The organism is Psychrobacter vallis (assembly GCF_904846715.1).
Taxonomy (GTDB): Bacteria; Pseudomonadota; Gammaproteobacteria; order Pseudomonadales; family Moraxellaceae; genus Psychrobacter; species Psychrobacter vallis.
In genome coordinates this window covers 44842-64051 of the sequence record NZ_CAJHBU010000016.1, presented here as the reverse complement: position 1 = coordinate 64051, position 19210 = coordinate 44842, and the positions used below count along the sequence as shown (strand labels likewise).

Genomic DNA, 19210 nt, shown 5'->3' with positions numbered 1-19210 from the left:
CTTCCTATCTTTGAATGGAGTTATTGAGCAGCGGCTTCTGTAGATTTTTCGTTAGAATCATCGTTACCAGCTGGCTTGTTGTCCACTGTTTTTGCAGCTTGCTGCGGCGTTTTGGCATTAGGAGCAGAGGGTGCTGGATTGGCGTTTTCTAATGGTTTGACAACCACCTCTTGGTCAGGTTTGACCTTACTACCACCAATCACCACTACTTTATCACCTGCTATCAAGCCATCAGTGACGACCCATTGTCCATTATAAGTGCCATTGATAGTCACTGGACGTAATTGGATTTTGTTGTTTGCATCAACAATATAGACTTGCGTGTCACCTTTAGGTGTACGGGTAACAGCACTTTGCGGTACCAATGCAGCGTTGGTAATCACGCTTTGGGTCAAGCGGGCTGTCACATACATGCCAGGTAGCAAAATATTATTGCTGTTCGGGAAGACAGCACGCAAGGTCACAGCACCTGTTGACTCATCAACCTTTGCTTCAGATAAAGCAAGTCTGCCGCGTACAGGATAGACCGAGCCATCTTCTAATATCAATTCAACCGAATTCATGCCAGGCTGTGCTGTGCCTTCAGCTATTTGTTGGCGCAGCTTTAATAGCTCAGATGATGATTGACTGATATCGACATAGATAGGATCTAAACGGGAGATTGTCACCAAAGGATCACCTTGACCTGCGCTCACGAGTGTACCAGCAGTTACGCTAGAGCGATCCGTGCGACCAGTAAGAGGGGCACGGACGATGGTACGGTTAAGATCTAAGTTACTAGCATCCAAACCGGCCTGCGCTGTTTGGATGCCAGCACGGGCACTTTCTATACCAGCCTGTGTCTGTCCGACAGCCGCCGCGGCGCTTTGTACCGCAGCTTGGGCGGTACGTACTTGCGTTTGTGCCTGCTCATATTGCTGCTTTGAGATGGCATCAATGCTGACCAAGCCTTGCAAGCGTTGCAGATCATTTTGTGCTTGTGCTAATAATGCTTGGCGGCTGGCTAGCTCAGCTTTTGCATTGGCGTTATTTGCCTGCGCTGTCTGATAGTTTGCCTGTGCTTGTTGCACTGCGGCCTGTCCACTCGTTACAGAAGACGCATAGTTGTCCGTATTAATACGATAAAGGGGTTGGCCTTTTTGGACGTTACTTCCCTCACGGAATAGTACTTCGTCAATAACGCCGTTAACCTGTGGGCGAACGTCGGCAGTTTGATAAGCCGTCGTACGTCCAGAAAAAGTTTGTACTTGAGGTACGGTATCGAGGGTGACAGTCTGGACGTTGACAACCGCAGGCGGCATCTGCTGCTGTGCGGCATCTGCGCCAGCGGCGTCCTCGTTTTTGTCACAGCCAACCAGTACAGCTCCAGATAGTACAGATGCTATTACAAGCGCAAGAGTAGAGTGCTTCATCAATGTCCTCGGCAATAGGTATAAAATAAATAATGACAGTATAAAATTGATCAATAAATCTTAGCGTATTGAATATAAAAATTAGTATTTGCTCTAAACACCCATACGTTAACTTGCTAAATGAGGTCTTTACCAAATGAGTGATTAATCAGCTTACTCAGCAAAAAATCTCTACTAGAACGTTTGATAGCAATATATATGTTGAATAGTGGTGTAAGGACTTTTGCTATTCAAATGCTGGCAAGACCACAAAGTTGGCCAGTAAATTTAATGAGTTATTATAAACTATAGGGGTAACCCCACAGTCAAGTGATTAAAAATGGTATTTATCGCAAAGAAAGGTAATATTGGTTTTTATGAATACATGAAATGCCGTTATAGTAAGCGTCGCCTGTAATACCAGCTAAGGCGCAGGCATACAACACTCAATTGAAAGCGATTGTAAATTTTTGTGAAAATAGCAAGACCATATGACTAACAGGGTCTTAAAACCCTGTTAAAATTGCTTTGTATACAAAAAAACAACTTTAGCAACCCTTAAATACGTATATTAAAATAACAGATCATTGAAGTGACAGTCTTTAGCGATAGCCATTCAATATTATTTTATTAATAATAACAGTTGATAATGACAGCTGTGTTATAGCAAGCGGGCGCTAGCAAGTTCGGTCAGCTGATATAAACCTGTACGGTAACGGTTATCAGGCAAAGTACTCAGTGCTTGTTGCGCCAATTTAGTTTCTTCTAACGCGCGCTGTTTACAATAGTCAAGCGAACCTGAGCGGCGTACCAATTCGATGAGTTGCTCAGCGTGTGGTGTTTTTCCCGTTTGAACGGCGATACGTAGTTGCTCATAGCCCTCAATATCACTGTCTTTTAATAGTTCAAGTGCTTTAATAGTGGGCAACGTTGGTTTACCTTCTGCCAAGTCATCACCAAGATTTTTACCCATGAGTTCGCTATCACCACTGTAATCAAGCACATCATCAATGATCTGAAAAGCGTTGCCAAAGTGTTGACCAAAATCGCCCAGCGCCTGCATATGTTCCGTTCTATTTTGTAAGATAGCTGCCCCTTGGGTCGCCATCATAAATAAACGTGACGTTTTGCCATCGATAATACGCAAGTAGTCATCTTCGGTTGCAGTGGGATTGTGCTGATGTTGCAATTGCAATACCTCACCTTCAGCGATATCGCATGTACCATCTGAAAACACTTGTAATAGCGGCAAGCTTTGAAAGCCAACCAGTAGATTAAAGGCACGGGCAATCAGATAATCACCAACCAACACGGCTGTGGCATTGTCCCATGTAGCGTTGGCTGTAGGCTTGCCACGACGCTGGCCAGACTCATCAATGACATCGTCATGAACCAAGGTCGCTGTGTGTAGCATTTCAGTGATTGCTGCTAAGTGCATGGCTTTTTCTGATGGATTATCATCAAACATACGAGCACATAACAAAGTAATCAGTGGGCGCATCCGCTTACCACCCGCATTGATCACATGTTGCGAGACGCTCATTACCAGTTTAACTTTTGAATTAAGACTACCGAATACTTGCTTATCCATAATCTCAAAATCAGTAGCCACAATACTTTGAATATCAGCATAACTGTGCGTTGATTGAAGGGGAGAATGGGTATTATTTAAAGGAGTGCTGGTCATAATAAATAGTCATATTAATAAGAATAGAAAGAATTTTTTATAGCCTTGGCTTGATATCTAGGTAAGGCAACGTTTTATCTATAATAGCATAGCTATACTGCTAAATTGTTGGTTAAAACATGCCAAAAGCAGAGTCGTTGTCTTTATTTATATTAGATGCATCAGGTATCAAAAATGAGGTTTGAGCAGTAAAAAACCGCTACAATGGCAACCAAATGAATCCTCACCTAGTTGATGTCCTTATAGTCAATTTAGAAGGTAATAAAAGACTGTAAGTAACTGATTACATAAGCTATAATAGCCATCGTTGGGCTTTAACCCTCATTCGTAGTGACTATTTTGCAGGTTTTTATCGAAACTGTCCTTTGTGGCACCTTCATAACCAGCAGTATACATAGCAATATGAACGAGGGTTGTTAGTATAAATCCCTTACAAAACCAGCCAAACAAGTAAGATAGACAGCTTGCTTTTATGAGTAAAAAGTCGTAAAATCTTGCCTTTAATTTTTCCCTGTCGTGTTCGTCGTAAAAGCGTTGGTATGATATCAGCCACGGCACACGGGTTAAACGGAGTCATACAATGTACGCAGTAATTAAAACTGGTGGTAAACAGCACCGCGTAGTCGTCGATGAATTGCTTAAAGTTGAACTACTAAAAGCAGAAAAAGGCGAAACAATCAAATTTGAAGACGTATTGATGGTTGTTGACGGCGATAACGTCAAAATCGGTCAACCTGTCGTTGATGGTGCTAGCGTAGAAGTTGAAGTTGTTGAGCATGGTCGCGGCGAAAAAATCCGTATCATCAAGCACAACCGCCGTAAGCATTATCACAAAGAGCAAGGTCACCGCCAATGGTACACCTTGTTAAAAATCAAAGCCATTAATGCCTAATTACCCATTTAGCGATTTTCGCTAAATAGCGCACTAAATGCTTAAGAGTTATCGCATCAGCGGTAAGTCACATTAACAAGGAGATTTTCTCATGGCACATAAAAAAGCTGCCGGTTCGAGCCGTAACGGTCGTGATTCAAACCCAAAAATGCTGGGCGTAAAGATCTTTGGTGGCCAAGCTATCACAGCTGGTAACATCATCGTTCGTCAACGTGGTACAGAGTTCCATGCAGGCGAAGGCGTTGGCATGGGTCGTGACCATACTTTATTTGCACTGAATGATGGTGTTGTAAAGTTTGCGACCAAAGGCAAGTTTAACCGTCGTTATGTGACGGTTGAAAACGCATAATTGCCCATCTATATTATTTCACTTCTTTTAATGAAATAATTTGATGAATAAAAAGTCCCTATTACCGTGTGGTAGTAGGGACTTTTTTTATCTATTGTTTAGGGCGTGTTGAACATTCGACCATGGCACTGACGAAGACTGTTTCTTAGGCGATTCGAAGGTAAAATAGTAAGTCTAGTTATTCTATACGTCTATTTTTAGCAATGAAGCGGCAAAAAAGAGTCCTGTCCTTTCAGGCTGATGCTAAAACTGCCCCATACGGCGTTGCAAGTCTAGTTAAGGCATTAACATTATCGTCGACTTGCGCCTTGTCTGGAACAGTTTTAGTAATCAGCAGTGCCTATTTGTGAATATTCAACACGCCCTAATACACTGCATCACAGTCTTCCTTAAATACACCAAAATATCAAAAGAAGTATGACGCAGAATGCCTTGTAACTTTATTGGTTACAAGCGTGTATGGCATGCGTAGTAATGATTGCAAATCATGACTAGGCGCGTAATGAAAAAACTGGCACACTGTCCTCCTTACTTATTGACACCAGTTTGATGTTGGTGCATTAAGCAATAATAGACAACAAGAATTTTAATGATATATTTTATTTTTTCAGCGATTATGCATTTTGAGAGAGGATTAATGATGACTTTATTAACCAAACAGACCACCCTAAAACAAAAAATAATGAGTGGCGCTTTAACAGGTGTATTGATGACATCGCTTGGTGTTGCAGCGCCTATGATAGCACTGACCCAGTCTGCGACAGCAGCACCTGCTGACAACTTAACCGCTGCCAAACGTTTGAATAAATTGCTAACCAATACCAAAAGTATGACTGCCAATTTTAGTCAGACGACTAAAGGCGCAAGCAGTGGTAGTTTTACAGGTAGTATGAGTGTACAACGTCCAAATAACTTCCGCTGGGAAACAAAATCACCATCACAGCAGCTGATCGTTGCTAATGGCAACTCCATGTGGATTTACGATAAAGATCTAGAGCAAGCAACTAAGCAAAATGTCGACAGTCAAGTTGGTAATACCCCTGCACTTTTATTATCAGGTGATCCAAGTAGAATTGATCAAAATTTTAAAATTACTCAGCCATATGCCAACAAAAACTACTATGTGCTTTATCCAAAATCAGACAGCGCCAGCTTTAAAAGCTTATCAATGAGCTTTAGTGGTGGCAAGCCTGTGATGATGGTATTAAATGACAGTCTAGGTCAGACCACATCGATCAAGTTTAGCAATATCAAACTAAACCCAAGCATTAATAGTAGCCAGTTTAAGTTTACTCCGCCTAAAGGTGTCGATGTGATTAACCAGTAATACGTTTTAGTAAGTTTAGTATAAAAACGATATACCAGTTCAGCGTTGGAATACAACGTATCTGTTTTATTCCAAACTGATTATATGTAGATTGTTTTAATAAAAAAGGACAGACCCCTTAAGGTCTGTCCTTTTTTATGAGGCTAAGACAGGGCTTGAATGGCTTTTATATCTGGCATTGGTGGTAATTCATCTAAATGTGTCAATCCAAATGCATCTAAGAATTGGGCGGTGGTGTGCAATAGTGCAGGGCGGCCTAAAGTATCTTTGTAACCTTTTTCGACGATCCAACCTTTATCGAACAGTTGCCGTAATAGGTTGCTAGATAGTGTCACACCGCGTACTTGCTCTATATCACTACGTGTCACGGGTTGTTTGTAGGCGATAACACTCAATGTCTCGAGTAATGCTTGGCTGAGGCGTTCTTGACGCTGCGGAAAGACACGCTGGATCAATGGGCTATAACGGTCTGTGATTTGTAAGCGATAACCACTGGCAGTCTCGTGCAAACTTAACACGCCCGTATCCAAGCGTGCTTGCAATAGTGTTAAAGCCTGGTTTAGCTCTTTGCTGGACAAAGACAAATGCTGTTTGAGTACATTCGCAGTCAATGGTGTTTCGGAGGCATGCAATAGCACTTCAATATGTTTGCTTATGTTTTCAAGAGACTGCTGCTGTTCATCAGTCAATGGTGGTACAGTTGCTGATATTGGTTTTTGTGCGTTATCATCTTGTCTTGTGTCATCAACATCTACCATGAGAAATGTGCTCTTTTTTAAATATTACGTTTGCAATAACGCCTAAGTTATTGAACTTATTTGGTCGTTGTTAAACCAGCCATTGTAATGTCAATGGTGGAATGTCATAGTTTGAACTGAGTTGATCTGTACCATTAGTGTCAGATGTGGTGCTGCTGTCTGCTTCAGTAGGTACCACACCAATCAGATGCCGCTTCATCAACTCAAGCACAGCAACGAAACTGACCACCACACCGATTTTGCCTTGCGCTTTGTCCAGTAGCTGATAAAAAGAGCGCGAACCAGCAGTGCTGAGCTGCCGACTGATGCTGGCGATACGATCAGCAAGTGGTACGGCATCGACGTTAATGGTATGCATCTGATAGTCTGGCTGCAGCTGCATTTTAAACAAGCTATCAAGCAATAAGTTTGGAGAGTAACTGGGCATTTCAGCACTCATAGCGTCTTGATTAGGTATACTCACCATCGCCAAAAACACATCGCGCTCTAGACGTACCAAATTGTTTAAACGTTGGCTGGCCGCTTTGATTTGTGCATATTCTTCCAAACGTTCAATTAACTCTGCCTTTGGATCGCGTTCATCGGTAGGTGTTTCTGGCTTAGGTAATAACAACTCAGTTTTGATCGCAATCAACGTTGATGCCATCAGTAAGTAATCACCTGCCAATTCAAAATGCTCTGTGTCCAGCTCGCCAATATAAGACAAGTATTGCTCAGTGATCGGCAATATCGGCATCTGTGTCAAATCAACGTTGTTTTTTTTGACCAAATACAATAAAAAATCCAATGGCCCAGCAAATTGTTCTAACCAAATCGCAAACGCTTGCGGCGGCACATAAAGATCTTCTGGCAAATGCTGTACGGGGGTTTGGTAAATGCGGATGGCAGCAGTATCAAATATATCCATAGTACTTAAGGTTCCTGACATACTGCCATAAATAAGCCTGCACCAATATCTAAAGTACGACAGATATAACGGGAATTATTTTTAAATGCTGCTAAGAACTCACGAACCTCATCATCATGAGAGAGGACATTATCTACGATAAGAACACTACCAAGGCTTAAGGCTTTATGTAACTGTTCGATATAATCGCAATAAAACTGACGCTCTGCATCTAAGAAAATCAAATCAAAAATCTCACTATTTTGATTTAAAAAATCGAATGCATCTTGTACTTTTACGTCGACCAAACTCGATAAACCCACAGCTTTTAGATGCTTCTTAGCAGTATCACTTCGACTTTTATCTATATCTAATGAGATAAAATTAATGTCAGACTGGTAACGTAAACCATAAGCAAGCCATAAGGTAGAAAATCCCGTTGAAGTACCAATTTCTAGTACTTTATTAGCGTTTCTCATTATAGCAATGCCGGCCAGAAACTCAGCAGAATCTGGCTCTACATGACGATGACGATCAAATCGATTCGTTTGTTCAGTATCGTACACTTTGTCAGTATCATACAAAGATTGACAGTAGGACAGAAAATAATCAGGTTCGAAGCTTTTGTGCGTTGTCATTAACAATATCCGCCAATACTCTTTCTATTATTTAAGTTTAGCAAGTGGACGGATACCAATAGCGCGGCGGGTCTTATCCAACTGTTTACGGCTATGGCGACGGGCTTTTTCTGCTCCCATTTGTAAGATTTCTTCCAGCTCTTTTGGATTGGCCATCAGTTCTTCATAACGTGCACGGAATGGGGCAATCTCATCATTGATTTTATCAAACAAGGCTTGCTTGGCATCTCCCCAGCCAATTCCTGACGCATATCGCGCACGCATATCCGCGATCTCTTCGGGAGTGGCAAAGGCTTTATAAATCTCAAAGAGTGCAGAGTCATCAGGATCTTTTGGCTCATCAGGCAACTGAGAGTTGGTGACAATCTTCATGATAGCTTTATGCATCTGTTTTTCAGGACTGACTTGTGGATTAGGTTCACCAAATAACGGAATGGTGTTGCTGTAGCTTTTACTCATTTTGCGACCATCAAGCCCTGTCAACAGCGGTATGTCAGTATCCACGACAGCTGATGGGAGCGTGAACAGCGTTTTATAACGATGGTTAAACGTACCAGCAATATCACGCGCCATCTCAATGTGCTGTACTTGATCGCGGCCAACAGGCACGTGAGTTGCATTAAACATCAAGATATCAGCCGCCATCAGTACAGGATAGCCAAACAGACCCATCGTGACACCTTGGTCAGGATCGACATCGGTTTTTTCTGTATTGATATCAACTGCGGCCTTATAAGCATGGGCGCGGTTCATTAACCCTTTGGCGCATGAGCAATTCAAAATCCATGCCAATTCTGGAATTTCAGGTACATCAGACTGGCGATAGAACGTTACCCGCTCAGGATCGAGACCGCACGCAATCCAAGTAGCGGCAATGGCCTTAGTTGACTCATGAATGATAGCAGGATCATAGCAGCCAATAATGCCATGATAATCTGCCAAAAAGAAAAACGCTTCATGATCACTATTTTGAATAGACTCAATCGCTGGACGAATCGCACCAACGTAATTGCCCAAATGTGGAATGCCTGTAGGTTTTATACCCGTTAAGATACGCTTGGCTTCGGTTGAGTTGTCAGGAGTCTGGTTGTTAGAAGTGCTGTTATTACTCATGAAAAATCCGTTATTTTGTGTATCAAATTATTATAAATACATGATAAAAGGGGCAAAATACTAATCGTAAAGTATAGCAAACTTTATCAGTATTTTTGAGAATAAAGGCCTACTTATAGATATCGGTACGTCCGCTTGGCCCATGTTTAAAACGGCGATGAAACCACATCCACTGAGTAGGATCAATACGAATGAGTCCTTCTAGTACTTCATTGACACGGATAGCATCAGCGACTTCATCATGGCTTGGATAGTTCTCTAGCTCTGGCGTAATCGTTAAATGGTAGTGCGGGCGCTTACCGCGCGGTAGATTGTCTGGTGTCTGCCGATAAGTATGTAGTGCCATAACAACGGGTGGGTGATTTTTATTGCCCAATTTTGCCATGCGCCGTGAGGCGGTAATCGTGGCAGCCTGCACACCAAAAAATGGTGCCATGACGCCTTGCTTTAGCCCATAGTCTTGATCAGGTGAGTACCAAATGACGTGTCCAGCTTTGATGGAGCTAACTAGGCTACGCATATCGCGGCTAGAAATTTGCTTGCCAAAAATGTTGGTGCGACCGTTATAAATAAACCAGTCGAGCAGTGGATTATTCTGTGTGCGATACATACAATCTAAAGGGAAGAATTGGGTACAAAATAAACCACCCAGATCAAGCATTGTGTAATGTGCCCCCAACAAAATAACGGGACGGTTGTCATTTTGAGCATTAATGAGATGCTGTAACCCTGAGATCGAAACCGTACGGGTAAATACATTGGGGCGAAACCAAGCACACAAAGTTTCGAACACGCCAATCCCTTGATTGACAAAAACTTGTTTTGCCATCAACTCTCGCTCGGCTTCTGCTTTTTCTGGAAAGGCTAGCTTGAGGTTGATTAAGGTATCACGGCGACGTGAGCCTGCAATATTGTAGATCAATATACCGAGTTTACGCCCGAGCCAAAACTGCCAACGTAGTGGCAGATATATCATGGGTAAAAACATCAGAAACGTCAGCCAGATCCCCCAATATTTTGGCAATAAAAAATGCCACTGAAAAGGTTTCTTATCCGCTCGTGCTGTGCGTTTATGGGTTTGCGTAATCGTGGGTGTGCCCTCAGGTATTGCAGGCGATTTAACGGCATTGCTATGCTGCGTGTGAGTCGGTGCTGGCATATCAATCTTTGAGGAGGGTTTACTGGGATCGTATTGTTCGGGCGCTTTCATAATATCCTTTTGCAGCACTATAGATGGCATCGAGTTGCAGCTACCTTATAGCATGGAGGCTAATGATTTAAACCGTTATACCATTGGCAAAAATTTGCGTAGCAAGGAAAACAAATGTCAGTACTACCCTCAATGGGCTAAATGAGCCTGACACAGCAAGTCATATTTTTTGGTGTTGGGGTTGGTATTATGATGGGGTAGAGGCAGTCTGTTTGCAAGCTTGTTTTTGAAAAATCCAGCCTACAGTCAATTCACTATAAAATAAATATATTGCGTTATCATTGTTGTACCTTTTTTATTTAGGATCAACTATATATAGATTCCATGAAGTTACAGTCGTTGAGAAGTGTCTAATGATGAGAGGCTTAATAAATAACCACAAAAAAACCTTACAAGCTGTGACCAGCTTATAAGGTTTTGCAAATCTACACGCTTATTTAAGGCTGATACTGCGGCTCCGAGAAAAAGCCAACAGCAGCAAAAAAATAAGAGAGAGCTTTGATTAACGTTTTGAGAACTGTGGACGTTTACGTGCTTTACGTAGACCCAGTTTCTTACGTTCAACTTGACGTGAATCACGAGTAACGAAGCCAGCTGCTTTTAGAGCAGGTTTTAGCGTTTCGTCAGCTTCGATTAATGCACGTGTAATACCGTGGCGGATTGCGCCCGCTTGACCACTAATACCACCGCCTGCAACCGTCACATACAAATCATATGCGTTAGCAGAGTCTAGTAGTTCTAGAGGCTGACGAACAACCATGCGTGACGTTTCGCGGCTGAAGTATTCATCAAGTGGCTTGCCGTTTACAACGATACTACCAGTACCTTTTGATAAAAAGACACGAGCAGTAGAAGTCTTACGACGACCAGTTCCGTAATTGCGTTCCATAAGTGTATCCTTAGATGTCTAGTGCTTTAGGTTGCTGTGCTTCATGTGGATGTTCAGTACCCGCATAAAGTTTTAGCTTCTTGATCATCGCATAGCCAAGAGGGCCTTTTGGAAGCATACCCTTAACTGCTTTGTGTAGAACATCTTCAGGCTTATGTGCAAGCAGTTTACTGAAGTTAGTTTCTTTAATACCACCTGGGTAGCCACTGTGACGATAGTACTTTTTGTCTTGTGCTTTTTTACCCGTTACCGTGATTTTGTCAGCATTAATGACGACAATAAAATCACCAGTGTCTACGTGCGGCGTAAAAGAAGGCTTATGCTTGCCACGTAAGCGACTAGCGATTTGAGTGGCTAAGCGACCAAGGGTTTTGCCGTCAGCATCTACGACATACCAGTCATGGGTCACTTCAGCTGGTTTTGCACTAAGTGTTTTCATGATAAAACCTTAAAATTAGAATTCGTTGAGAGTTTAGCTGGGAACGGGGCTCTCAAAAAACAGACTGCACATTATAAGCAGTAGCGCCTACGCTTGCAAGCTGCATTGGGGTTTATTTTCGCCTTATATACATTAAACTGCAGCGTCGGCCAGTTTTTAGCGGTTCTAAACATTTGTAAAAGTCGTTAATAGCTTTCATTAACCCGACAATTATGACGATGATAGCCGATAAAGTCCAGCGACAACTTGACCGACTTTGGTTTGTTTTAGACATTCAAAGCGGATTATTTGCTGAACATTACCTAATTGAGTTTCTAGATTTTTATTAAGCGTCTCTTCCAACTGCTTAAGTTGTGGTGCCAAATCTTTATCCGCTTCCAAATAAATCAGCGTGTTTGTGTCAATCAATGACTGGGTAATCAATGCGGTTAAAATAGGTTGCCATAAGTCTTCGGCATAAGGTGGATCGATGAATACAACATCAAAATGACGCTGAGTCAGCTGATTTTGAATTAGTACTTGCTCGGCTGTACCTTGAACAATTTGGTAAGTAGTTGAACTGATACGTAACTGCTCTGCGCTTTGGTGTAGCATGGTGCTTTGTGCAGGGTTCAATTCGATAAAAGTCGCGTGCGCCGCGCCGCGTGACAATGCTTCAAACCCTAACACACCACTACCTGCACAGCTATCGAGTACGTGAGCACCATGGATATCAGCCAATAACCAGTTAAATAACGTTTCTCGTAAGCGATCTGGTGTGGGGCGTAAACCCTCTGCATCGACAAATTTGACAATACGGCGTTTAAACTGGCCGCCGATAATGCGCACATCACCAGCGGCTACATTTTTGAGCTGATTATTGTTTTTAGACTGGCGACCATTCGGTGATTTTTTCATGGTATGTCTCGTTAACGGTATGTTTATTCAGATGTCGCTGTAGTGGCGGCGTCTTGAGCTTCCAACGCCTTTTCCTCTTTTTCACGTAAGGCATCACGCATGAGCTTTTCAAAAGCTTTTTGGCGTTTGATGACTTTTAATTGATCAGCAGAGGGTGGCAAAATAGGGTCTTTTTTGCGTTGTACTACCCAGTAATCAAATAAAGCGCGGCCAATCGGAGCAGCAACAGCACTACCACCGCCTCCGTTTTCGACCAATACGGCAAGGGCGATTTGAGGATCTTCTACTGGCGCAAAACCGTTGAACCAAGCATGATCCCAGTGACGCTGGTCTATCGCTGATTTATCATAGCGTTTGCCTTGTGCAATAGACTTGACCTGCGCAGTACCTGTTTTACCAGCGATGCGATAGTTTGGCGTATAAATGCCGCGTCCAGTACCATTTTCTACCGTTTCTTCCATGGCATTGTGCATGCGAGTCCAGTCAGATGCTTTGCCATTATAGTCAATTTTACCGTCGGGCTTGGTGATGACTTTTACTGCTGCTGCGCCATCGCTGCTTTTTAACAAATGCGGAGTAATATGATGACCTTTGTTAGCGGTCATGGCTGTAGCGTTGGCAATCTGTAGTGGTGTGGCCAAGAAATAGCCTTGACCAATACTGACCGAAATGGTTTCGCCGGGTAGCCAATCTTTATCGTAAGTGTCTTTTTTCCATTTCGGTGACGGCATGATGCCTGATTTTTCGTTCGGTAAGTCAATGCCTGTCGCTTCACCAAAACCAAAACGTATCATCCAATCATGCAGGCGCTGAATGCCCATCTCATAAGCCAATTTATAATAGTAAGTATCAACTGACATCACGATGGATTTTTTTAAGTCTACCGTACCGTGCCCGCCGCGCTTCCAGTCGCGGAACCGATGTGTGTCTCCCGGTAAGCTAAAATAGCCAGGGTCATAGATGGTGGTGTCCCAGTTGCGCAAACCATAATGAATGGCACCTAAACCTTCAAATGGTTTGATGGTAGAGCCAGGCGGATAGGTTCCTTGTAACGCTCTATTATATAATGGCTGATCGAGATCTTCTCGTAGCGCCCCATAGTCTTTAAAAGAGATGCCTGAGATAAAAGGGTTGGGGTCATAGCTTGGGTTGCTGACGAATGCCAGCACATCACCGTTTCTAGGATCGATTGCGACAATCGCGCCGCGGCGTCCATCAAGCTGCTGTTGGGCTATCGTTTGTAAGCCGTAATCCAAGCTCAACGTAATGTCATTGCCTGAGATCGGGGGTTTGGTATCTAATTGCCGCAAAATATTGCCATGAGCATCGGTTTCTACCGATTGGTAACCCGGTTGTCCCAATAGTATGTCTTCGTAGTAGTCTTCGATACCAATCTTACCGATGAGATCGGTTCCAGCGTAGCGATCTTTATCAATGCGTTTGGTTTCTTTGTCATTGATACGGCCGACATAACCAATGACGTGTGCAAATAGCTCGTCATAAGGGTAAGCACGCGTCAGTTTGCTTTGAATGGTCACACCGCGAAAGAAAGGTTTGCGCTCACTAAACTGCGCCAATTGCGCTTCCGTTAAATCAATCTTGACAGTCACAGGATCGTTTTTACTTTTACTCAGACGCGCCAAGATATCTGTGATGTCTTCGTCTGTTAGCTCAAAAATAGGTGCAAGCAAACGTAATGTGCGTTCGGGATTTTCAACTTCGTCAGGACTTAACATCGCTGTAAAGACAGGCTGATTGTCTGCCAATATGATGCCATTGCGATCGTAAATATAGCCACGACTTGGTGGGGCAGAGATCAGTTTGATACGATTGTTGTCTGCCTGTGTCGTGTATTTATCGTGGGCGTAGACTTGCAAGTAACCATAACGCATTATCAAGCCACCCAAACCAATGAATATTAAAATCCCAAAGATAATAATACGATTGGTAAAAACACTGTTGACCTGTTCGGTATCGGGAGTTAGCGGTTTATTCATATAAAGTCAGAGCCCAAACGGTCAGTGAGTCAATAAAAAAGGATAAATGGGCGGGTTCGTTCAAAGCGCGGTGAGCATAAAGGATAATACAAAGGATTTCAATCACATAGGTTGATACGATTTAAAATGACACTGCATTTACTTGCATACCAATACTTGCTGGAATTTTATCGTAAATTATAACAGAACAAATGAGAGGACGCAGTAGTCAGCCATTTATTTTGCCGCTGTCATTCGCCATGGGGCTGGTAGGTCATATTAAGGTTTTTATCAATGAAGATGCATGCCAAAACGTGTCATCTCTAGTCACAACTTGCCTAGGGTCTACGTGTGCTAATGACCATCAAGTATGCTAAAATCAGGCGATTTATTCTACAGTCATTTTTTTATTTTATAGACACAATTATGGGCAGAGCGTGTTCTATGATGCGTTTTCATTTGCTAAGGGCCGTGCATTAGCAACAACAATCAATCTGGCAGGGACAAGATAAGTGATGGATGCAACTTCATTGTGGCAGACGATAGCTGAGCACCCAGAATTTTTTGCCATGCTGACCATTCCACCGGTGACAGCATTTGTCACATGGATACACGTGTGGATGGCGCTCAAAATGCTGTTTTATCCGATTAAGTTTCGGGGTATTCGTATTCCGAATTTCCCGTTTTTTGGATTACCGGGTATAGGCTGGCAAGGTATCGTCCCACGTAAGGCTGGTAAAATATCCGGCGTTATCGTTGATCAGACGCTATCAAAGCTCGGCTCGCTTGATGAGTTTTTTAAGGCGATGGAGCCTGAGCAAATGGCGATATTCATCACTGATACGGTGGACAAAAACCTTGAGCCACTGATCGATGAAATCATGCTGGATCATTCGCCCGCGCTGTGGGGCAATTTGCCTTATGCGCTAAAACGCCGTATCTACGCCCAAGCACACCAAGAATTACCCAATATTATGCAGTCTTTGGTGACTGACTTGACTCATAATGTCGAAAATTTGGTTGATATGCGTAAAATGATTGTCAATACGATGGAAAGTGATCGTCGTTTGATGGTTAATATGTTTTTAAAAGTAGGGCAAAAAGAGATCGATTTTATTTGGCATATCAGTGCTTTGATTGGTTTGATCTTTGGTATTATCCAAATGTTTATATTTTTGCTGGTGCCGCAGCATTGGACAGTGCCATTTTTTGCAGCGATTTGGGGGTTTCTCACCAATTGGATTGCTATTTGGATGGTGTTTAACCCAGTAGAGCCGCGTTTTATACCGTATTTGAAGTTTTTTACGGTACAAAGTGGCTTTCCTTTTATCAAATTACAGCTACCCCATATCGCACAATATCGCCTGCAAGGGGGCTTTATGAAGCGTCAAGAGGAAGTGTCTGAGGTGTTCGCTGAGATTGTCGTAAAAGATTTGGTAACGCTTGAAAATATCATGAATGAGATGATGTATGGCGACCGTGCTGCACAAACGCGTGAGTTGATGAAATCACATCTGTATAAAGTGCTAGAGTCGCCAGTGATTAGCACCACATTGCGTGTAGGCTTGGGTCGCCGTGAGTATGGTCAACTGAAGAACACTATTATTGATAAGTCAATTGTCGCAACGATGGTGCCATTACGTGATCCTGAACTCAATGAAAGTCGCGCCAGTAAAATATTTGGTCTGTTCCGGGATCGGATTCGGGCGCTGACGCCAAATGAGTTTCAAAACCTGTTACGTCCTGCTTTCCGCGAAGATGAAATGACCTTGATTGTTTTGGGTGGTTTAACGGGATTTTTGGCAGGCTGGTTGCATTTGGTTTTGGTGTTTTTTCCAGCAATTCAATAATAAAGACGATTTTGCGCGCTTTATACATACCGCATACAGAGTAGATACAAAAATGTGACAAGTTGACGCTAATGTACCATGCTGTAAGCGTTACCGACTGAGATCGATACTAGTGTGAATCGTAGTAATTACGAATACTGGACTCTTTTGAACATCCTAAAAGTTCAACGTATAAAATAAACAATGACCGTATCAAGGTAAACAAGGTTAGACCGTATGTTAATCACAGAATTGGGTTATTTTGCCTTGCTAGCCGCCTTTATGTTGGCGATTTTGCAGGTAGTATTACCGACCATTGGTGTTATGCGCGATCACGTTGCTTGGCAGCGTCTGGCACCAAGTCTGGCATGGGCACAGTTTGCAGCAATGAGTATATCGTTTGCGGCATTGATGGCGGGCTTTTACTATAATGACTTTAGCCTCGTCTATGTCTCGCAGCACTCCAACACCTTGCTGCCTTGGTATTATAAGTTGTCGGCGACTTGGGGCGGTCATGAAGGGTCATTGTTGCTTTGGATGACCATTATGGCGACTTGGTGTGCGCTGGTTTCTTATTTCAGCCGTGGTTTACCCTTGTCTATGCGTGCACGGGTACTGGTGATTTTAGCTGGCGTGCAAATGATGATGCTGGCGATGCTTATCTTTACCTCATCGCCATTTGATCGTACCTTACCTAATTTGCCTGTAGATGGTGCGGATCTAAACCCTGTTCTACAAGATTTCGGTTTGATTATTCATCCGCCCATGCTCTATATGGGTTATGTGGGCTTGGTTGTGCCCTTTGCTTTTTGTATGGCCGCACTATGGGAAGGTCGTTTAGATGCCGTGTGGACACGTTGGTCGCGTCCATGGGCGTTGGCTGCTTGGGGATTCTTAACGGTTGGTATCGCGCTTGGCTCTTGGTGGGCTTATTATGAGCTTGGCTGGGGCGGTTGGTGGTTTTGGGATCCAGTAGAGAACGCTTCATTGATGCCATGGTTGGCTGGTACGGCGTTGCTACATTCGCTTGCGGTCACTGAAAAACGCGGGGTCTTTAAAGCGTGGACGATCATGCTAGCGATTTTTGCTTTTGCTCTTAGTCTATTAGGCACGTTCTTAGTACGTTCAGGTGTTATTACCTCAGTACATTCGTTTGCTGCTGACCCAACGCGTGGTCTTGTCATCCTCATCATTTTGGGTGTGATTATTGGTGGTGGGCTATTGATGTTTGCTGTACGTGGCTGGCGTTTGACGGTCGAGAGTCAGTATCAATTGATCTCACGCGAGTCGTTTTTAGTCATTAATAACGTTATTATTTTGATTTCAACGTTGGTCGTATTACTCGGCACGCTCTATCCTGTTATTGCAGATGCCTTTAATTTGGGTCAGGTGTCCGTCGGCCCTCCTTATTTCAATGCATTGTTTGTCCCATTGACGTGGTTGCTATTAATAGCGATGGGTATGGGTTCCAATATTCGCTGGAAAAAAGACAGTCGTCCGCTATTGGGTGTTGGTATGGTCATTGCTGTAAGCAGCCTTGTATTAGCAGCAATTATCACGTATTTCGTTAGTCCGTCTGCGATGCTCAATATTGGTGTGACTCTGGCGGTCAGTTTTTGGGTGCTCTTATGGATGGTTGTTGATTTTACTGACAAAACCAAAAATGCACCGAGTCGCCTGAAAGGTTTACGTCAGTTACGTCTGAGCTATTGGGGTCAGCAAACCGCCCATATCGGCGTGATTATTGCGGTTATTGGTGTTGCATTTACCACTACGTTGAGCATTGAGCGTGATGTGGCACTGGGCCCCAATGACAGTGTCAATGTCCAAGGTTATGACTTTGTTGTTAAAGACTTTCGTGAAGTTAAAGGCAGTAATTTTGATGCCACACAAGCGGAAGTAGAAATAAGCAAAGACGGTCAAGTTGTGACTACCTTGTACCCTGAAAAACGTAATTATATTATCAGCATGATGCCGATGACAGAAGCGGCGATTGATGCCAGTCTCATGCGTGATGTGTACGTCGCGCTTGGTGAGCCGATTGCCGAAGACAGCAATGAATGGGCGTTTCGTATCTATGTCAAACCGCTGATTCGCTGGATATGGCTTGGCGCGCTTATTATGGCGTTCGGTGCACTGCTGAGCATACTTGATAATCGGTATCGTATTAAAAAGACTAAGACGCTTGCACAAGTTGTCCCTAAAAAGTCAGGCATTAGCGCGGCTACCGATTTGGATATGCCAGCATCAAAGATAGGGGGCAAATGATATGAGTACATCAAACAATGGCCCTGATCAGAATGACAAGCAAGATAAAATAAGCGGCACTAAAACCATGAAAAAAAAGCAGCTTAAGTTGTGGTTTTTAATTCCGCTGATTGTTTTTATTGGCTTGATCATCATGCTATATATGCGGTTGGGTAAGCCAACGGACATCGTGACCAATACGGCGCTTGAGCGTCCAGTGCCAGCTTTTGAGCTCCCTTTGTTGTCAGACACTAGCCGTATCATGACTAATGATAATTTGCCTGATAAGCCTTTTTTGATGAACATCTGGGGTTCTTGGTGTCCGACTTGTATCATTGAGCATCCTTTTTTGATGCAGTTAGAAGAGCGCGGTGTCAATTTGGTGGGTGTCAATTACAAAGACGAGATTGGTGATGCCTTGGGATATTTGAACCGAGGCGGTGATCCCTTTTCCATGTCTATTCAGGATTTATCTGGCCAGTTTGCTCTAGACTTAGGTCTAACGGGCGCACCTGAAACCTTCGTTGTTGATGGTGACGGGGTTATTCGTCAGCATATTATTGGTGAGGTTAACGAAAGTAACTGGCAAAGTCGTATTGCGCCTTGCTTGATGGTACTTAATGAGGCCAGTAACAACAACGTCAGTCCAGATACGAGTCAAGTTGCGGAGGCGTGCCAATGA

17 protein-coding genes are annotated in these 19210 nt (G+C 43.2%); 6 read left to right on the top strand and 11 right to left on the bottom strand.

Going from position 1 to position 19210, the window contains the following annotated elements:
- Positions 1-20: 20 nt before the first annotated feature.
- Positions 21-1412, bottom strand: a complete 1392-nt coding sequence (locus JMY02_RS10425; protein WP_201597834.1) for an efflux RND transporter periplasmic adaptor subunit — start codon at positions 1410-1412, stop codon at positions 21-23.
- Positions 1413-2052: 640 nt separating this feature from the next.
- The gene (locus tag JMY02_RS10420; protein WP_201597832.1) at positions 2053-3078 is read right to left on the bottom strand and encodes a polyprenyl synthetase family protein; all 1026 of its coding nucleotides are present in this window, start codon (positions 3076-3078) and stop codon (positions 2053-2055) included.
- Positions 3079-3658: 580 nt separating this feature from the next.
- On the opposite strand from JMY02_RS10420, the gene rplU reads away from it, so the two are divergent.
- From rplU to lolA, 3 genes are all read left to right on the top strand, one after another.
- Positions 3659-3970, top strand: coding sequence for a 50S ribosomal protein L21 (rplU, locus tag JMY02_RS10415; RefSeq protein ID WP_057761012.1), 312 nt, complete (start codon positions 3659-3661; stop codon positions 3968-3970).
- 91 nt (positions 3971-4061) lie between these two features.
- Positions 4062-4319 carry a 50S ribosomal protein L27 gene (gene rpmA, locus JMY02_RS10410; protein ID WP_021813611.1) on the top strand — a complete coding sequence of 86 codons (258 nt, stop codon included), beginning with the start codon at positions 4062-4064 and terminating at the stop codon, positions 4317-4319.
- Between the two features lie 640 nt (positions 4320-4959).
- Entirely contained in the window at positions 4960-5646 is a 687-nt protein-coding gene (lolA, locus tag JMY02_RS10405; RefSeq protein ID WP_201597882.1) for an outer membrane lipoprotein chaperone LolA, read from the top strand.
- Between the two features lie 143 nt (positions 5647-5789).
- On the opposite strand, the gene scpB is transcribed toward lolA, so the two are convergent.
- The 9 genes from scpB to mrdA all read right to left on the bottom strand — a co-directional run bounded on the left by scpB (position 5790) and on the right by mrdA (position 14473).
- Positions 5790-6335, bottom strand: a complete 546-nt coding sequence (gene scpB, locus JMY02_RS10400; protein ID WP_227678476.1) for an SMC-Scp complex subunit ScpB — start codon at positions 6333-6335, stop codon at positions 5790-5792.
- 139 nt (positions 6336-6474) lie between these two features.
- Positions 6475-7311 carry a segregation and condensation protein A gene (locus JMY02_RS10395; protein ID WP_201597821.1) on the bottom strand — a complete coding sequence of 279 codons (837 nt, stop codon included), beginning with the start codon at positions 7309-7311 and terminating at the stop codon, positions 6475-6477.
- 5 nt (positions 7312-7316) lie between these two features.
- Positions 7317-7928, bottom strand: coding sequence for an O-methyltransferase (locus JMY02_RS10390; protein WP_201597819.1), 612 nt, complete (start codon positions 7926-7928; stop codon positions 7317-7319).
- A 27-nt stretch (positions 7929-7955) separates the two neighbouring features.
- Positions 7956-9041: a tryptophan--tRNA ligase gene (locus JMY02_RS10385; RefSeq protein ID WP_201597817.1), complete on the bottom strand. Its 1086-nt coding sequence runs from the start codon at positions 9039-9041 to the stop codon at positions 7956-7958.
- Positions 9042-9150: 109 nt separating this feature from the next.
- The gene (locus tag JMY02_RS10380) at positions 9151-10251 is read right to left on the bottom strand and encodes an LpxL/LpxP family acyltransferase (protein WP_201597815.1); all 1101 of its coding nucleotides are present in this window, start codon (positions 10249-10251) and stop codon (positions 9151-9153) included.
- A 502-nt stretch (positions 10252-10753) separates the two neighbouring features.
- Positions 10754-11140 carry a 30S ribosomal protein S9 gene (rpsI, locus tag JMY02_RS10375; RefSeq protein WP_021813618.1) on the bottom strand — a complete coding sequence of 129 codons (387 nt, stop codon included), beginning with the start codon at positions 11138-11140 and terminating at the stop codon, positions 10754-10756.
- Positions 11141-11150: 10 nt separating this feature from the next.
- Positions 11151-11579, bottom strand: coding sequence for a 50S ribosomal protein L13 (gene rplM / locus JMY02_RS10370; protein ID WP_021813619.1), 429 nt, complete (start codon positions 11577-11579; stop codon positions 11151-11153).
- Between the two features lie 210 nt (positions 11580-11789).
- Positions 11790-12476 (bottom strand): 16S rRNA (guanine(966)-N(2))-methyltransferase RsmD, encoded by a 687-nt coding sequence (gene rsmD, locus JMY02_RS10365; RefSeq protein WP_201597813.1) that lies wholly within the window; start codon positions 12474-12476, stop codon positions 11790-11792.
- 23 nt (positions 12477-12499) lie between these two features.
- Positions 12500-14473, bottom strand: a complete 1974-nt coding sequence (mrdA, locus tag JMY02_RS10360) for a penicillin-binding protein 2 (RefSeq protein ID WP_201597809.1) — start codon at positions 14471-14473, stop codon at positions 12500-12502.
- Between the two features lie 494 nt (positions 14474-14967).
- Here mrdA and JMY02_RS10355 point away from each other — a divergent pair, with 494 nt between their 5' ends.
- From JMY02_RS10355 to JMY02_RS10345, 3 genes are all read left to right on the top strand, one after another.
- Positions 14968-16302 (top strand): hypothetical protein, encoded by a 1335-nt coding sequence (locus tag JMY02_RS10355; RefSeq protein ID WP_201597808.1) that lies wholly within the window; start codon positions 14968-14970, stop codon positions 16300-16302.
- Between the two features lie 216 nt (positions 16303-16518).
- Positions 16519-18549 carry a heme lyase CcmF/NrfE family subunit gene (locus JMY02_RS10350; protein WP_201597807.1) on the top strand — a complete coding sequence of 677 codons (2031 nt, stop codon included), beginning with the start codon at positions 16519-16521 and terminating at the stop codon, positions 18547-18549.
- Between the two features lies 1 nt (position 18550).
- Positions 18551-19210, top strand: coding sequence for a DsbE family thiol:disulfide interchange protein (locus JMY02_RS10345; protein WP_201597806.1), 660 nt, complete (start codon positions 18551-18553; stop codon positions 19208-19210).

Excerpts from the sequence above, each read along its gene's own strand:
- JMY02_RS10420 (WP_201597832.1), bottom strand. The coding sequence starts at position 3,078 with ATGACCAGCACTCCTTTAAATAATACCCATTCTCCCCTTCAATCAACG.
- lolA (WP_201597882.1), top strand. The coding sequence starts at position 4,960 with ATGACTTTATTAACCAAACAGACCACCCTAAAACAAAAAATAATGAGT.
- JMY02_RS10425 (WP_201597834.1), bottom strand. The coding sequence starts at position 1,412 with ATGAAGCACTCTACTCTTGCGCTTGTAATAGCATCTGTACTATCTGGA.
- JMY02_RS10355 (WP_201597808.1), top strand. The coding sequence starts at position 14,968 with ATGGATGCAACTTCATTGTGGCAGACGATAGCTGAGCACCCAGAATTT.
- JMY02_RS10395 (WP_201597821.1), bottom strand. The coding sequence starts at position 7,311 with ATGGATATATTTGATACTGCTGCCATCCGCATTTACCAAACCCCCGTA.
- rplU (WP_057761012.1), top strand. The coding sequence starts at position 3,659 with ATGTACGCAGTAATTAAAACTGGTGGTAAACAGCACCGCGTAGTCGTC.
- JMY02_RS10385 (WP_201597817.1), bottom strand. The coding sequence starts at position 9,041 with ATGAGTAATAACAGCACTTCTAACAACCAGACTCCTGACAACTCAACC.
- rpmA (WP_021813611.1), top strand. The coding sequence starts at position 4,062 with ATGGCACATAAAAAAGCTGCCGGTTCGAGCCGTAACGGTCGTGATTCA.
- rpsI (WP_021813618.1), bottom strand. The coding sequence starts at position 11,140 with ATGGAACGCAATTACGGAACTGGTCGTCGTAAGACTTCTACTGCTCGT.
- rsmD (WP_201597813.1), bottom strand. The coding sequence starts at position 12,476 with ATGAAAAAATCACCGAATGGTCGCCAGTCTAAAAACAATAATCAGCTC.
- JMY02_RS10380 (WP_201597815.1), bottom strand. The coding sequence starts at position 10,251 with ATGAAAGCGCCCGAACAATACGATCCCAGTAAACCCTCCTCAAAGATT.
- JMY02_RS10390 (WP_201597819.1), bottom strand. The coding sequence starts at position 7,928 with ATGACAACGCACAAAAGCTTCGAACCTGATTATTTTCTGTCCTACTGT.
- JMY02_RS10345 (WP_201597806.1), top strand. The coding sequence starts at position 18,551 with ATGAGTACATCAAACAATGGCCCTGATCAGAATGACAAGCAAGATAAA.
- JMY02_RS10350 (WP_201597807.1), top strand. The coding sequence starts at position 16,519 with ATGTTAATCACAGAATTGGGTTATTTTGCCTTGCTAGCCGCCTTTATG.
- rplM (WP_021813619.1), bottom strand. The coding sequence starts at position 11,579 with ATGAAAACACTTAGTGCAAAACCAGCTGAAGTGACCCATGACTGGTAT.
- mrdA (WP_201597809.1), bottom strand. The coding sequence starts at position 14,473 with ATGAATAAACCGCTAACTCCCGATACCGAACAGGTCAACAGTGTTTTT.